15 protein-coding genes and 1 tRNA gene are annotated in these 15535 nt (G+C 54.9%); 6 read left to right on the top strand and 10 right to left on the bottom strand.

The window, feature by feature from the left end:
- Positions 1–172 precede the first annotated feature (172 nt).
- Positions 173–1429: a D-amino acid dehydrogenase gene (locus RMS95_RS14115; protein ID WP_310646832.1), complete on the top strand. Its 1257-nt coding sequence runs from the start codon at positions 173–175 to the stop codon at positions 1427–1429.
- On the top strand, positions 1426–2904 hold the full coding sequence (locus tag RMS95_RS14120; RefSeq protein ID WP_310646833.1) for an NAD(P)H-hydrate dehydratase: 1479 nt from the start codon (positions 1426–1428) through the stop codon (positions 2902–2904). The genes RMS95_RS14115 and RMS95_RS14120 overlap by 4 nt, the downstream gene beginning before the upstream one ends.
- A 1-nt stretch (position 2905) precedes the next feature.
- Here the strand turns inward: RMS95_RS14120 and rnr are convergent, their stop codons facing one another.
- The gene (gene rnr / locus RMS95_RS14125) at positions 2906–5170 is read right to left on the bottom strand and encodes a ribonuclease R (protein ID WP_310646849.1); all 2265 of its coding nucleotides are present in this window, start codon (positions 5168–5170) and stop codon (positions 2906–2908) included.
- Between the two features lie 22 nt (positions 5171–5192).
- On the opposite strand from rnr, the gene RMS95_RS14130 reads away from it, so the two are divergent.
- The 4 genes from RMS95_RS14130 to RMS95_RS14145 all read left to right on the top strand — a co-directional run bounded on the left by RMS95_RS14130 (position 5193) and on the right by RMS95_RS14145 (position 7025).
- A tRNA-Leu gene (locus tag RMS95_RS14130) sits at positions 5193–5277 on the top strand.
- A 127-nt stretch (positions 5278–5404) separates the two neighbouring features.
- Positions 5405–6382, top strand: coding sequence for a site-specific integrase (locus RMS95_RS14135; RefSeq protein ID WP_310646834.1), 978 nt, complete (start codon positions 5405–5407; stop codon positions 6380–6382).
- Positions 6383–6442: 60 nt separating this feature from the next.
- A complete protein-coding gene (locus RMS95_RS14140) occupies positions 6443–6640 on the top strand; it encodes a hypothetical protein (RefSeq protein ID WP_310646835.1) in 198 nt (65 codons plus the stop codon).
- Entirely contained in the window at positions 6603–7025 is a 423-nt protein-coding gene (locus RMS95_RS14145) for a hypothetical protein (protein WP_310646836.1), read from the top strand. Before RMS95_RS14140 ends, RMS95_RS14145 begins: the two co-directional genes overlap by 38 nt.
- Positions 7026–7136: 111 nt before the next feature.
- Here the strand turns inward: RMS95_RS14145 and RMS95_RS14150 are convergent, their stop codons facing one another.
- From RMS95_RS14150 to RMS95_RS14190, 9 genes are all read right to left on the bottom strand, one after another.
- Positions 7137–7922, bottom strand: coding sequence for a DNA adenine methylase (locus RMS95_RS14150; RefSeq protein ID WP_310646837.1), 786 nt, complete (start codon positions 7920–7922; stop codon positions 7137–7139).
- 134 nt (positions 7923–8056) lie between these two features.
- Positions 8057–8539: a hypothetical protein gene (locus RMS95_RS14155; RefSeq protein ID WP_310646838.1), complete on the bottom strand. Its 483-nt coding sequence runs from the start codon at positions 8537–8539 to the stop codon at positions 8057–8059.
- A complete protein-coding gene (locus RMS95_RS14160) occupies positions 8536–9063 on the bottom strand; it encodes a glycoside hydrolase family 19 protein (protein WP_310646839.1) in 528 nt (175 codons plus the stop codon). Before RMS95_RS14160 ends, RMS95_RS14155 begins: the two co-directional genes overlap by 4 nt.
- A 4-nt stretch (positions 9064–9067) precedes the next feature.
- Positions 9068–9388 (bottom strand): hypothetical protein, encoded by a 321-nt coding sequence (locus RMS95_RS14165; protein WP_310646840.1) that lies wholly within the window; start codon positions 9386–9388, stop codon positions 9068–9070.
- Positions 9385–9792 carry a hypothetical protein gene (locus tag RMS95_RS14170; RefSeq protein WP_310646841.1) on the bottom strand — a complete coding sequence of 136 codons (408 nt, stop codon included), beginning with the start codon at positions 9790–9792 and terminating at the stop codon, positions 9385–9387. The genes RMS95_RS14165 and RMS95_RS14170 overlap by 4 nt, the downstream gene beginning before the upstream one ends.
- 25 nt (positions 9793–9817) lie before the next feature.
- On the bottom strand, positions 9818–11164 hold the full coding sequence (locus tag RMS95_RS14175; RefSeq protein WP_310646842.1) for a radical SAM/SPASM domain-containing protein: 1347 nt from the start codon (positions 11162–11164) through the stop codon (positions 9818–9820).
- Positions 11164–11886: a hypothetical protein gene (locus RMS95_RS14180; RefSeq protein WP_310646843.1), complete on the bottom strand. Its 723-nt coding sequence runs from the start codon at positions 11884–11886 to the stop codon at positions 11164–11166. Before RMS95_RS14180 ends, RMS95_RS14175 begins: the two co-directional genes overlap by 1 nt.
- Before the next feature lie 3 nt (positions 11887–11889).
- Complete coding sequence (locus RMS95_RS14185) at positions 11890–12732, bottom strand: hypothetical protein (protein WP_310646844.1); 843 nt, start codon at positions 12730–12732, stop codon at positions 11890–11892.
- 14 nt (positions 12733–12746) lie between these two features.
- Positions 12747–15535: phage tail protein (locus RMS95_RS14190; RefSeq protein WP_310646845.1), on the bottom strand; the 2789-nt coding region annotated here is incomplete at its 5' end.

Here is a 15535-nt window from a genome sequence, read left to right on the forward strand (position 1 = left end):
CGCCGCAGGTCAAGAGTTTGAGACATGCGGCAACACCTTGAATGGGCTGGTTTGCGAGTGATGTTTACTCCGAACAAACCCTGAGAGGTGTTATCCGGAAAAACCCAAAGATTCTAGCACAGCCAAACATGAACAACACCCCACGACAGCCGCACACCAGCTATACAAACTCATGAAAATTGCAGTGATCGGTGCGGGCGTGATCGGTGTGACCACCGCCTACGAACTCGCACATCAAAACCACGAAGTTAGTATTTTTGAGTCCAATGGCTCAGCCGCCGAACTGTGCAGCTTTGCCAATGCGGGGGTGGTGTCACCCAGTTACACAACGCCTTGGGCCAAACCAGGCATGGCTTTGCACGTGTTGACGCATCTGTGGCAACGCCACGGCCCTGCTCGCATCGGCCATCTCGGATGGCGAGAATTACGTTGGTTGTGGCAGTGGCAACAAGCCTGCGATGGCGCAACCTTTGCACGCAATCGCGGCAACATGCTCCGCCTTGCCAGCTACAGCCAGCAGCGCTTACAAGAGCTCACGCATCGCTTGAACTTGGATTACGAACGCGCACAAGGTTTTTTGGTACTGCTGCGCGGCGAACGGGAACGCAAAATGGCGCAAGCCTCTTTGCAAGTTATGCGCGACGCTGGATTGAGCGTGAAAACACTCACACCCGAGCAAGCACGCGCCGTAGAGCCCGCCCTGAATCCAGAAACACCATTTTTGGAAGCGCTTCATTTTGCCGACGACGAGGTCAGCAACTCGCGCCAATTCACGCTGATGCTCAAACAAGAAGCCGAAGCCTTGGGTGTCAAGTTGCATTTGAATGCGCACGTTCAACCTCTCCTACGCTCGCAACCCACCACGATCCGACTCGCACCTGACGATGCGGGACGTCGTTTTGATGCCGTGGTGATGTGTGCAGGACTTGCCAGCGCATCCTTGCTCGCGCCGCTCGGATTGCGTATTCCACTGGCTGCCGTACACGGCTATTCGGTGAGTGCGGCAGTCCGCGAGCCCCTTGACGCCCCTCGCAGTGGCGTGATGGACGAACGCTACAAAGTAGCGATTTCCCGTTTGGGCCAGCGTGTGCGCGTGTCGGGCGGCGCCGAAATTGGCGGATACGCCAACAAATACCACGCAGGCAGTATCAAAACCTTGTACAAAGTGCTGGACGATTGGTTTCCAGGTGCCGCACGCACGCAGGACAACGTCCAAATTTGGAAAGGTGCGCGCCCCATGCTGCCCGATGGGCCGCCCATCGTCGGCGCCAGTGGTGTACCGAGCATCTGGCTGAATTTAGGTCACGGATCCAGCGGTTGGGCTCTTGCTTGTGGAAGCGCGCGCGTGTTAGCCGATAGCATCGACCAACGAAAACCAGAGATTGACTTAGCAGGACTGGGAATCGAACGCCTAGGACGAACCCGATGAACCACCCCAACCTTGTGCAGCGCATTGGCCACGAACAAGCACACGCCTTGTTCAGCACGCTTCAAACGCGGGCCCTCGAGCGCCAAGCACAAGGTGAATTACCGAGCCACACACTCATGCAAAGGGCGGGTTTGGCTACCGCGCAATTGGCACTGGCCTTAACGCCACATGCACAAAATATATGGATCGCCTGTGGCCCTGGTAACAACGGCGGAGATGGACTTGAAGCGGCCATTCATCTCAAACGATGGGGAAAACGCCCTGTCGTGACGTGGCTAGGCACGCCCGAATTGACGCCCGCAGATGCCCGACAAGCCTGGCAACGCGCTACAGACGCAGGTGTCACGTTTGCGGCGACGCCTCCCACGCAATTTGATCTGGCCATCGACGCCCTCCTCGGAATCGGCTGCCAGCGTATGCCCGAAGGACACATCGCACAATGGCTGGCGTTGATGCACGCGAGCGAATCTCCTATTTTGTGCGTTGATCTGCCTTCCGGTTTGATGAGCGACACCGGCCAATGGCTCAAACCCAATGGGCCAGCCATTCGCAATGCCCAACGGCACACCTTGAGCCTGCTCACGCTCAAGCCAGGACTGTTCACCGCCGATGGCCGCGATGCAGCAGGCGACGTGTGGTTCGCCAACTTAGGCATTGAAAACACCGCCCAACCCACAGCATGGCTTCAAGCTGGCACCGCAACAACAAGCCCGCGCCCACACAGCAGCCACAAAGGCAGTTTTGGCGATGTGATGGTGATCGGCGGAGCCCAAGGGATGACGGGAGCCGCCATCTTGGCAGGCCTAGCCGCACTGCATGGCGGCGCAGGTCGCGTGTTGGTCGGTTTTTTGGATGACGCAGACCACACTGCAGTGGCCGCACAACACCCCGCCTTGATGGTCCGCAAGGTCGTAGACCTCGACTGCAAGCGCGCCACCCTCGTGTGTGGATGCGGAGGGGGCGATGCCGTGCGCAGTGTCTTACCCCGCGTGCTGTCCACAGCGGCACACTTGGTCTTAGACGCAGATGCATTGAACACCATCGCGCAAGATACATCGCTTCAACAGCTGTTAAAAAATCGAGCCGCCAAAGGCCTGCCCACCGTGCTGACACCTCACCCACTAGAAGCGGCAAGAATGCTGGGCTGCTCAGCCGCACACGTACAAGCAGATCGACTGCAAGCCGCCGAAACACTGGCCCAACAAACCCAAGCCGTGGTGGTGCTCAAAGGCTCTGGCACCATCGTGGCGCAGACGGGCCACACATCGGTGATCAACCCCACAGGCAATGCGCGTTTGGCCACGGCTGGCACGGGCGACGTGCTGGCCGGTTTGATCGGCGCAAAGTTAGCGCACAGCCATGACGCGTTCTTAGCCAGTTGCGAAGCCGTATGCACACACGGTTCAGTGGCGGATAAATGGAGCACGCAAAGCCCAACGTTTGACGCGGCGTGGTTAGCCGCGTCAGTACGCTGAGTTACTTTTTAGGACGACGCGCTTGGGCACCCGCGCTTTTTTTAGCACCCGGTTTTGACTCGCCCTTGCGCGCTTTGCCACTGACCTTGGTAAAGGCTTTTTTCACAGCCGACTTGAAGTTCTGAATCGGCGAAGCAGCGCCTTCAAAACCACCACCGCTGCGCGAAGCACCGCGATCTTTAGGCGTCCGCGTGAGCGCGACGTCGTCACCTTCACGTACCAAGCGGAAGTCAATCTTTCGACCATCCAAATCGACGCGACTGACCTGCACACGAACGCGTGAACCAATGGCATAGCGAATGCCCGAACGCTCACCGCGCAGCTCTTGGCGCGCCTCGTCAAAACGGAAATATTCGCCACCCAGCTCGGTGATGTGCACCAAGCCCTCGACGTACATGGCGTCTAGCGTGACAAACAATCCAAAACTGGTCGCCGTCGTCACAACGCCACCGTATTCCTCGCCCAAATGCTCACGCATGTATTTGCACTTCAACCAAGCCTCGACGTCGCGACTGGCCTCGTCAGCACGTCGCTCGTTCGCACTGCAATGCAAGCCCGCCGCCTCCCAAGCTTGCTGGTCCACCGTGGCCTTGGGTTTTTGCTCTAACTTTTGCGAAGGCTCACGCACACGCGAAGCCAAACGACGGGCCAACTTGGCATGCGCTTCACCCGGTGTGGGCAAAGCTGGCAATTGGTAACGACGTTGCAACAAGATCGCTTTGATGACGCGATGCACCAACAAGTCAGGGTAGCGACGAATCGGACTGGTGAAGTGCGTGTAGGCCTCAAACGCCAAGCCAAAATGCCCATTGTTCATGGGCGTGTAAATGGCTTGCTGCATAGAGCGCAGCAACATGGCATGGATTTGTTGCGCATCGGGCCGCTCTTTGGTGGCATCGGCAATCGCTTGGAACTCACTCGGTTTGGGGTCATTGCCCACCGACATGTTCACACCAGACGCCTTCAGAAAGCCTCGCAAAATTTCGATTTTTTCGGGCGTAGGGCCTTCATGCACCCGGAACAAGCCTGGGTGTTTACTTTGCAAAATAAAGTCTGCGCTACAAACGTTGGCCGCCAGCATGGCTTCTTCGATCAACTTGTGCGCATCGTTACGCGTGCGAGGAATGATTTTCTCGATTCGCCCACTGTCGTCGCAAACGATTTGTGTTTCCGTGGTTTCAAAGTCGACCGCACCGCGTGCATGACGTGCTTTAAGCAACGCGCCATACACGTCGTGCAAATTCAACAAGTCTGGAATTCGCTCTTTGCGTTTCGCAGCTTCAGGACCACGCGTGTTCGACAAAATCGCGGCAACTTCGTTGTAAGTGAAACGCGCATGACTGTGCATGACAGCAGGATAAAACTGGTAGGCCTGCACATCCCCCGTCGAGGTAATCATCATGTCGCACACCATGCACAAGCGTTCGACATCGGGGTTGAGCGAGCACAAGCCGTTAGACAGCTTCTCGGGCAGCATGGGGATCACGCGACGCGGAAAGTACACACTGGTCGCGCGGTCATAGGCATCAATGTCAATGGCACTGCCGGTCTCTACGTAGTGGCTCACGTCAGCGATTGCCACCAGCAAGCGCCAGCCTTTGGTTTTACCTACTTTGGCAGGTTCGCAATAAACGGCATCATCAAAATCGCGAGCATCTTCGCCATCGATGGTGACCAACGCAATGTCCGTCAAATCAACGCGCGCCTTTTTGTCTTGCGCACGCACCTTATCTGGCAAGCCCCGCGCCAAGGCCAAACAGCCTTCGGAGAATTCATGCGGCACACCGTATTTGCGAACGGCAATTTCGATCTCCATGCCGGGGTCATCCACCTCACCCAAGACCTCTTTGATACGTCCAACAGGCTGCCCATACAAACTGGGGGGTTCAGTCAACTCGACCACAACCACTTGCCCCGAAATGGCTTTGCCTGTGGCGCCTTTATGGATCAAGACGTCTTGGCCGTAGCGCTTGTCTTCCGGCGCGACCAACCAAACACCACTCTCTTGCAGCAATCGGCCAATGATGGGTTGCTTGGAACGCTCCAATATTTCAACCACACGCCCTTCGGGTCGACCTTTGCGATCGAAACGAACCACGCGCGCCTTGACGCGATCACGGTGCAACACGGCACGCATTTCATTCGGGGGGAGGTAAATGTCTGGTGCGCCGTCATCGCGCTGCACAAAACCATGACCATCTCGGTGACCCGATACGGTTCCTTCAAACTCTTCCAGTAAAGAACTGGCGACTGCGGAATTTTTGATACAATACTCTCTTTCCTGAGATGCCCAGGTGGCGGAATTGGTAGACGCACTAGTTTCAGGTACTAGCGAGTAACATCGTGGGGGTTCGAGTCCCTTCCTGGGCACCAAAACACTTACGGGATTTAACAAACACTGTTAAATCCCGTTCAAAATGTACCACCGTTAACAGGAATTAACGGTATTTTGTGGAAAATGTGGACACCTACTCCCCATTCATTCCCCACAAAACTCCCCATGGCAAGTATCACCAAAAACTCTGGCGGCTACAGAGCGCAAGTCTACGTGCGCGGCACTAGAGACAGTAAGGTATTTCCAACCCGTCGAGAAGCCGCTCAATGGGCAGCTGAACGCGAAATTGAACTCCGAGCAAAGGCGGATACACCCGAGTCAATTTACACGCTTGGCGATGCTATGCGCAAGTTTGGGGAGGAAGTTGCGCCTACCCATAAAGGTGAAGTATGGGAACTCACCCGCCTCAAAGCCTTTGAGCGCACCCTGCCTGTCAATTCAAAAATTGGCCAAGTCACCACCAAAGACCTGACCGAGTGGCGCGATAAGCGCTTGACCAATGTGTCACCTGCCACAGTCCTGCGTGAATTCAAGCTGCTTAGCTCTATCTTTGAGCATGCAAGACGCGACTGGTGCTGGATAACGACCAATCCCGTCAAAGACGTGCGCAAACCAGCGGCCCCCGACCACCGAGACAGAGTGATTACAGGCCCCGAAATTCGCAAAGTGCTTAGAGCCACCAAGTGGACGCGTGGGCCATCCAAAAGCATCACCCACTCGCTGGCCAACTGCTTCTTGTTGGCATTGATCACGGGCATGCGCTCTGGCGAAATTACCGCCCTCACTTGGCCGCAGGTCAAAGAAAAGCACATCGTGCTCTCTACCAGCAAGACCGGCAAGGGGCGCGATGTCCCCCTGTCCAAAACGGCACGTCGCATCATCGACCTTCAGCGCGGGTTTGATGAGTCGTTGGTATTTGGCCTCACATCGTCCACCCGCGATGCGCTTTTTCGCAGGGCCAAAGCCACAGCCAAGGTGGACGGATTTACTTTTCACGATGCCCGACATACGGCGGCAACACGACTGGCCAAGAGCCGCGTTTTTGATGTGTTGACGTTGTGCAAGGTGTTTGGCTGGTCAGACCCCAAGATGGCCATGGTGTACTTCAACCCCACAGCTAAGGATTTGGCTGATTTACTTTAAAAAGACCGAATCGACTGTGTTAACCACCCAAACGGTGTTTTTTGATATAGGATTCCACCTATGAGTGAACTCCTTGCAGCCATCCCTCGCCTGTTTTCAATGAACAGGATGCATGACTATGCACATTTTGTCGAACGCGCTCGGGCAAACGAGCTGGCGACAAGAGCAACCGAATCAACTCAGCGTCAAATGATGGACGCATACCTGAGCGTAATCAATCGTGCGGAAAAAACAAACCATACCAACGCAGCAAAATAAACCTGCTGCCGCGGCTCTTCGATCGCACCAACAAACTGTTGTTCATCATCAGCAAACAGTTCAGACGATTTTCGATCCAGAGGTCTTGCTGAAGTACAAGGCCATGGTGCCAGATGCCCCAGAGCGCGTACTGGCCGTGTTTGAACAAAATTCAGCAACTGAACGACAAATGATTGAGTTAGCTTTGAAAGCTCATCGCGCCGACAACTTGCGTAGAGACTGGATGGCTTTTCTCATCATCATCGTTGGAATGGGTACTTCCGGTCTATTTGCTTATCTAGATAAGCCTTGGTTATCAGGCACCGCACTGGCTGCGATCATTGGATATGCTGTGATCGGCTTCCTTCAAAAGTCCAAGCAACCCGCGCAAAATCAGCAGCAATAACGAAAGGCATCAAAATGAAACACATACAACGTGAAGGCTGGGACGATTAATTCCCATTCAGCCAACAACCGCAAAAGCCCACCACCCCGAAGGATGGTGGGCTTTTGCAATTTAGAACAAGCCAGCAGGCTCCGCATCCACGTCCCAGCTGCTGATGATCAACTCCATGCGCTCAACACCCTGCCCACCACCCACGGTGTACTTGATGGGCACTTCAAGGATGTGGAAGCCATCGAAGCACTGACGAATGTCTGGGTGGTCGTTGATGCTCAAAATGGCCTTGCCTTTGATTTCGCGCATCATCTTGGCCATGGTCTCATACTCAGCCCATGGGAACGGCACACCGTAGCCCTCCGTCTCCCAATAGGGGGGATCAAGGTAGAAGAAGCTGTGTGGACGGTCGTACCGCTTGATGCAGTCTTTCCAATCCAGCCGCTCGATGTATGCGCTCGACAAGCGCAAGTGCGCCGCACTCAGCGACTCCTCGATGCGCAGCAAATTCACTGCCGGTGCCGTGGTGGCCGTGCCCCACGATTGCCCATCCACACGTCCACCGAACGCTTGATGCTGCAGGTAATAGAAACGGGCCGCGCGCTGAATGTCGGTCAGCGTTTCGCTGGGCGTACTCTGCGTCCACTTGAATATCTCACGGCTGCTGAGCGCCCATTTGAACTGGCGCACAAACTCTTCGAGGTGGTTTTGCACGACACGGTAAAGATTGACCACGTCGCCATTGATGTCGTTGATTACCTCCACCTCCGCAGGATTGCGTAAAAAGTAGAGCGCTGCGCCTCCTGCGAAAACCTCGACATAGCAGCTGTGCTGCGGGAAGCGAGGGATGATGTGGTCTGCTAGGCGGCGTTTGCCGCCGATCCACGGGATGATGGGTGATGCCATTGTGAGCACTTTCTTTGTTGTTAAACTTCACCCGCCCTCGAGGGTGGCGGGGTCTTGGCTGACTCACAGGCCCGTTCTGTGGATTGGCGGCTGGGTGTGGTGTTCGCGCACCCCATCCAGTCGCCTCGTCTTTTTTAGGGCGGCGCAATGCCCCCTATGCGCTGATACATCAGCGAATCTGCGGCGTGACCGTCTGCATCGAGGGCGATGCGTTCAGCGTCTTCTGTAAGTTGGTCAATGGCTTGGCCAACTGCTTCGAGTAACTTTCCGTAGGCTGCGCGGTCGACGGTGCAGGCATCTGCACTGGACGTGGGCAAATCGCGAGCGCGCTGGACGAAGGCGTCGCGCACCCGATCACGCTCAGCGTGAGTAGCAACAGCATCAGCTTGATTGCGGTTTGTTGTTTCTGTGTGTTCATCGACGGCTCCTAAAAGTGTTTCTGTTTGCCGCGCTTCGGTTGCGCGGGCCTCACGTTGCAAAGCAGCTTCAGCCGCGTGGTACTCAAGATCGCGCTGTGCATAACCATCGGTGTAGCCAGAGTGATGAGCGGCCCACGCACTCAGCGCTAAGAAAATAAGAGCACCCAATGTGGTGATGATTCGGCCTTGCAGCGTCATGCGAATACTCCTTTGGCAGCATCCAGTAGGGCCATGCGCTCTTTGTAGCCATTCAGCCCACCGTTGATTCGCCGGGTGATGTGTTCAAAGTCGCCCGCATCGGCCAGCTCATTCAGTCCGTGCTCTTTCCAATACCATGCGGCGCTGCGTGCGGCCAGCGCAGGGGCTGACAACAGACTTGGGTTTTGTAACAAGTCGAGCAAAAACGCTTGCCCCACGTGGTCATAGTTGATGCGGCCCGTGATCTGAATCAAGCCACGACCTCGGTACTTCAACCCGTCGCCTGGCTGCGTATTGCCTAAGTCCTTGCGTCCTTCGTAGCCACGCTGCGCGGGCGTTGGCCCCCACAGCTCGGTGGTGTAAACCAGCCCGCCACTTTCGTGGCCAATTTGCGCCAAGAACATACTGGTGCGAGCAGGCGTGTTGATCTCGAACTCGGCCATGGCCGCCACGATGTGTGGCATCCATGCGGCGGCGCGAGCGAGACTTGCGCCTGTGGCGCGTGATAAATCATTGGGGGTCATCGGGTCATCCTTCTTTCACGCGGGTGCGCACAATCAATACTGCAAAACCCAACAAAACTGAAGTTTCAGCAAGCGTGGGGTGGTCAAGTCGAAGCAGCGGCGTATTAGCGCTTTGCACGCCACACAGCAGCAGAACAGGCGTGGCTATTGCTCCGCCAGCACCTAATGCAAAAAGCAACCAAGCAAGGGCTTTGAGCCACTCGGTCACCCGCTCGCGAGCACCCATCCCACGCACGCAAGGGTTAGTGCGCTCTAACTTGTTCAGTGCTTCAGCCAGCACGACAAAACCAGCGACAAAATGCAGAGCCTGAAGGAGTGAATTCATTTCGCACCCCCATCTACAACGGCAGGCGCTTCGCCGAGTCTAGAGATGAGGATTTGCAACACACGCTGTGCACCGCCCCCGACACCAAACGCTGCGCTCAGCAAAAGCGAATCGGGCAAGTTGGCCATCAACAATGCCAACGGGGTGAGATAACCAGCGGTGAGGCTGCTTGCGATCGCTACAAACATTCGCTCAAGCGTCGTGGCGACAAGATGCTGCCAGGTGTCGCCCTCGCTGGGCACGCTATTGAGCAAGATAATGGCAACAAGGCCACCGAAAAATCCAGCGACCAACACATCGGCACGAAGGCCGAGTGGGACGCCGAATGCTGTGAGCATTGGCACGGATAGACCAGCGGCGGCATAGGTAACCACCGCAGCTGTTGTTGAAGTTGGCTCGGCCATGTTCTATTTCCTCTGTTTTAATAATTCAAGCCACTGCGATCGGGATGATCTTGTGCGCCACCTTGGCAGATGGCACGCCATCCACCATGCCGAAAATATCTTTGCGATCGCTGCGGAAATCTCCCTCGATGTAGACAGGCATCGCACCTGTCATGAATTCGATGGCTGCTGCAAAAAATGGAATGTTGTCTGAGTACGCGGCATCACAACCAGCATCCCAAAGGGCCCCTTCAAGAAACATGCAGGAGCCTTTGCAAAGCTGTAGCACAGGGCAGCTTGGACAATCACCGCGCTCACTCCAATGAGTCGATGTTTTTAGCTTGACTGCTTGCAGATTTGAAATATGGCCAATGTTGTGAGGCTGGTCATTTGGTGCAATCGCAGCTGCACTGACGTTTTGACAAGTGATGACGTTGCCATGCAAGTCAACGGCCAAGTTGTCGGGACGGTCCATGCCGCACTTTTGCCCCAGCGCAGAGGCAGGTCGTGCAGATTTAATTGAGCGCACAAAATCTTGAATCTTGCTGTGTGCGATTGAAAACTTAGATGCCATGCCAAGGCGCAATTCTTTGAATGCGAGGGACCGAAAACCAATGTGGTCGCGGGGAGTTTTGAACGTAGAAGCCATGCCACCATCGTCATACGGGTCGATGAAAGACCCCTCACCCACCACCACACCGTCGCCAAAGCGTTCTTGCAGCCAAGCCTGAATATGTGCACGGCTGCGATTGTCCGCATGCAACATGGCGTTGATACTCATGCGACCCTGTGGCTGAAGCCGATGCCACAGATCCATGATGGCCGCGCGCTTCTCTGGGTCGTCTAGCGGGTCTGCACCGCGTGCGTGGTAGCCAGGTCCATCGTGAGACAAACCCACGCTAAAACCAAGTCGATCTAACCAGTCGTTTTTCTCAACATCAAGCAAGCTGCCATTGGTGATGATGTTGAATCGAACCTGTGGGTACCGCTCGCGTAAGCACTCCGCCAGAGGTTTGAGAGTTTTCCAATAAACCAACGGCTCTCCTCCCCAAAACTCAATACGCTCGGGCGGCTCGATCAAAGCATCGGTCAAAGCATCCAAAAAGGAAGCGACATCACCCGGGTTGGTCTGGTCGGCACGCGGAACAAACCTTTGCGAACAGTAGCTGCATTCATAGTTGCACAGCAAGCCGAGACTGATCTTCAATGTTTTAACCGTGCCTTTACGACCCGACTGCGTTGAAGAAACCACTGTCGCGCCCTTAAATACCGCAGCCTCAACAGGAATAACAGCAGCGCCATCTGCCCATGTCAGTGCAGACGTCTGATTGTCATAGTGCAGGATTGCAGAAGTGCCATCGTCACGCAGCACATGGATATTGAACCTAGACATTACGCACCGCCTGACTTAGTTTTGTAGTACTGCTCTTGCAACGAGCGAATGTGAGCTTTGCGATCAGCAATGCCTTTAATGGCTTTGTCTGGGCCCTTGAATTGGAGTGACGAAGATTGCTCAAGCATGGCCTTGAACTGAGGCAACCAATCAGGACGTTCGTCCTCTGGCTGTTTTTCAGCCAATGAGATCACCAGCATAGAAAGCAGGTCTATTTGCTTTTCTTGCTCAGCCAACATACTCATGGGATTCACTCGCGCGATCAAATCGTTCTTTGCTATGACGGAGCGCATAAAAGGACCGTCTACAAAACCGGGAATGATCTCACCCAAGATTGAAGTACTGGACCCAAACTTATCATGAACATTGAATGGCAAATCAGTGTGCATAGGCTGCGACACAACCACAAAAAGCTCATCAGTTTCGCCACGAGCAACAGTCAAAATCGGACCCTCTTGGCAGCCTCGGTGCGACCGCATAAATGCATCACCGTCTCGGCTGTTCGCAAAATCGTCCGCCTCTAAGAATCCACCCTTTGTAAAGCTCCAATAAAAGTACTTGTATTCCCACGGTTGGATGTCATCAACAGACAAACGCAAAGCTGCGCCATCACCAGCATTGATCCTTTCAACAATCAGACTCGCATCATCTTTATGAATGATGATCAATGGAGCTTGATACCCATCTGCTTTTTCAATGAATTTTGAACGTAAGATGATCATGATTTATCCTCCGCAGGTGCAATCACAATTGCAATTGCAGTTAGAAGAGTTGCTCTCATAAATCCAGAATTGCGAGCCATTTGTGCGCGTGCACAGGCGTTTCATTCCTGGAGTATTTCCACCTTGGTCGTAGTGCGATTGACCGCCAGCAAACGTACGTAGCGCATCGTTATTAGCTGCAAATTTGTCATGCAACCACCCGTAGTTTTTGGTCCAAACTTGGCCCAAGTTGTTCTCGTACAAAGCCCAACTACCAGCGGTATCCAAGAAACCCATCAAGTCTTCGTTGTGATGCAAGTAACGCGTACGACCAGTAGAGGTGTCATTCAAATTAAGGTAGTTCGCCGCACTTGAAATCGTCAACGCAGGAACCGTCAAAGTTCCTGTCATCGTGTCGCCGGTTTTGGCAACGCGACCCGACTGGTCAACGCTTACAGCCACATTGCCCGATGCGTCAGGCCCAGCGCCATTGACTGAGCGCAAATAACTCGCCGCTGCAAAATCGCCCAGCTTGGCGGCACTGCCTGCGATGTCGATGGGCCAATTGCCCGTAGCGCCCGTGCCATCGGTTTTTGGCTTTTGTGCAAGTGACGTGGCAACGTCTGAGGCGTTGGCTTTTAAGCTACTGTCGAACAGCACATCTTCGCCACCCGCTGAGTTACGTTGAACCAGCTTCGCATCCGTGGTGCCAACTCGGACCCAGCGGCGCATGCCTGCGACCAAGTTGCCCATGCCTGCATAGTCGCCACTCCACAATCGTGCGACGTGGCCACGCACGGTTTGCCAAACTTCAGTTGAGTAGTTACTCGCACCGTCTGGTTTGTTTAAGTCATTTAAGTCTGCCATTGATCCTCCAAAAATTAGTAGCCGCCAATTTGCAACGAGCCTGCCCCACTGACACGGTTGTTGGCTGCGTCCCACGCCATGACGTACACCTTGGCGGGCGTGGTGGGTGCGGCGCTGTCATCGATGTAAACGTTCCACTTCGCGATGGGCGATGTGCCACCCAGTGTTGTAGGTGTTGGCGAAAACACCGCCGTGACCACATCGGAAAAGTTTTTGGTGGTGGTGTACGCCGTGCCATTGGCATCACTGCTAACCAGCGTGAGTGCGGCGAATTCGCTTTTTTCTTCGCTACTGACCACCACATGCACGCGTTGCAACCTCACCAAGTCATCACCCCCAACGGCGGTGACGCTGTAAGTCACGCGCACGTAGCGCACTTGAGAGACTTGCACCTCAGTCGCCCCCACAGGCCCAGCTGTCCATGTGCTGGCGTCTGCACTCCACTCGATCAACACGCTCGGCAGGACCGAGCCCACCAAGGTGACGCTTTGTACCGTCACGCCCACCTTGACGCTGGCCATCAATTTGCCAATGTCGTGTAGCTCTACATAGCTGCCCGTCAACGCAGAAGGCTCAAAAGCCAAGGGGTAGCTGGCGGCCACTTGTGCGTCGCTGCTGGTCCACCCACGTGAAGAAAAGTGGCTGTCCCATGTTTCGCCAGCGAACGCGGGCAAGTAGAGTGCACCGTCATCGACATAGGCATTGTTTTTGGTGCCTGTCCAGTTTTCATCCCACTCGGTCGACAGCACAAAGTTGACGGGCAAGGTGACGTTCACATCCAACGGTGCGGGGGTGCTGAGGTTGCCAGCCACGTCTTCAGCCACCAAATAAATACGTTTGGCCCCTGCACTTCTAAAAATCACCACATCGCTACGCGAGTCAGCGCCTGCTTTTCCATAAAGCGCACAGTCTGCAAAAGCAGCGCCCGATGTGCCGGTATAGATGCTGTAGCTTTTGATAGGCTGGCTGGTTTTGGCATCGTTCCAGCCCAGCGCCACCGTATTGACCTGCACATCTGAGCGGGCAATGACGACAGTTGAGGGGGGCGAAATAATCAGGCTGCACGTGGCAGCCGTGGCGCTGTAACTGAGTGATTCATCACGGTGACGCGCCCACATCGTGAGTGTGGCACCCGAAGATTGCCAGCCCAAAAGATGTGAGGTGCTGGACTTACGGGTGATCAACGTGCCTGCATCCCACGATGGACCGCTGCGCAACTCGGTGTCTAAATAGTCGGCATCAAGCGATTTGCTCCAAGTCACCAACACCCCGTTGCTGGTGATGGTCAAGGACAGCCCACCCACAGCATTAGGCAACTCATGCTGCAACATGTAGGGGTAAGCCACCACCTCAGCCAATGACTGCATGCTGCTGCCAAATTGGTTGAGTGATGTGAGCTTGAAATAAATGGTGGAGCCTACCCATTCGCTCGGCAAGGGCTCTGTTTCAAACACGTCGTTATCCACACGAACAAAGCTCGCCCCCGCAGCCAGTGCAGCTGGGGTGCTGTTGAGTTTGGCCCGACGCAAGCTGTTTAATTGGTAGGTGTTGGCGGCCTGCAACGAGGATGTTTGGTAGCTCAAGTACTCGCCCTTGCCACCCGTGCCTACCCAGCACATGGTGGAGCCACTGTCGGCATCAGCCGCAGAGCCAGAAAGCAACTGACCACCGACACCTGCCAAGACCACCGACAGGCTGGTATCAGACACACCGAGAGGCGCAGTGAGCTGACCATAACGGGTGCGAGATTTGGTTTGGCCCAACTGCCTGTAGTTGTTACCGTCAACGCTCATCCAAATCACGCAACCACCCCACGTGGTATCAGGGCCGGTTGCAGCAATGCGCACAACGATGCCACTGCCACCCGTGTATTTGATGGGCGACTGAAAAAACACAGGAGTCGCTACATTTTTTGGCGCTGCGTTGTAGTTGCCCACAAACCCCGCTGATTTTTGAAACGCGTAGGCAGCTGGGGTGAATGCAGCCATGGGCGCATCTTCGGCTTTGATGGAGAACACATCATCTTGGTCTTCGATCTCGATGATGCGCACCACCAACTTATCGAGGCCAAGGTAAGCGTCAGTCAACGTGACGTAGTCCATAGGCTCTAAGCGTGCATAGCGTGCACCGAGCGTGAACTCATAGGTATTGCGCAAGGCAATTTCACGTTGAAGGATTTGCTGCGCAACCAAGCGTGCGACTTGCGCATCAGTGATGCCGTTGAGACTGATGTTGTCTTTGGTTCGAATGCCCGAGCGCGCAATGCTTTCGTCATCCTTGGCCTCGCTGATGGCCGTGTTGTATTCACGGCTCGCGTCGGCGTATTGAACTTTGATGTGGTTGTAAGTGTCAGCCTCGCTTTTGCGCGTGACTTTGATGGGGTCAGTACCTGCGTCTGCAATGAAATCATCATCGCTCAGGTTGTAGGCAGGCGTGGTGTTGGGCACATACGAACCTACGCTGGATGCACCGTAGGGGACAAACTTCAACAGCCCCTCGCTTGACACCAAGCCCACGTTGCCAATGGTGGCCAAGTCATTCACCATGTCAGCACATGCCGACAAGCTGGTGTAAACGGGGCACGCATAAATACCCAAACCCGATGCATAAGCCAACGCATCATTGACCGACCCTAATGCGCTAGAGGGCACGCCCGAACGCTGCAACAAATCGATGGCAACGGTCATGGGCGAAGGCTGTGAGCCAAATTGCGTGTTCTCAACCTCGACCGTGTGGTTTGGGATTTGAGCACCTTGATCAAGCGCGTAGCGTTGGGCGTACAAATAGCCCGTGTTGCTGTAGC

This window comes from Limnohabitans sp., from assembly GCF_031539175.1.
Taxonomy (GTDB): Bacteria; Pseudomonadota; Gammaproteobacteria; order Burkholderiales; family Burkholderiaceae_C; genus Limnohabitans.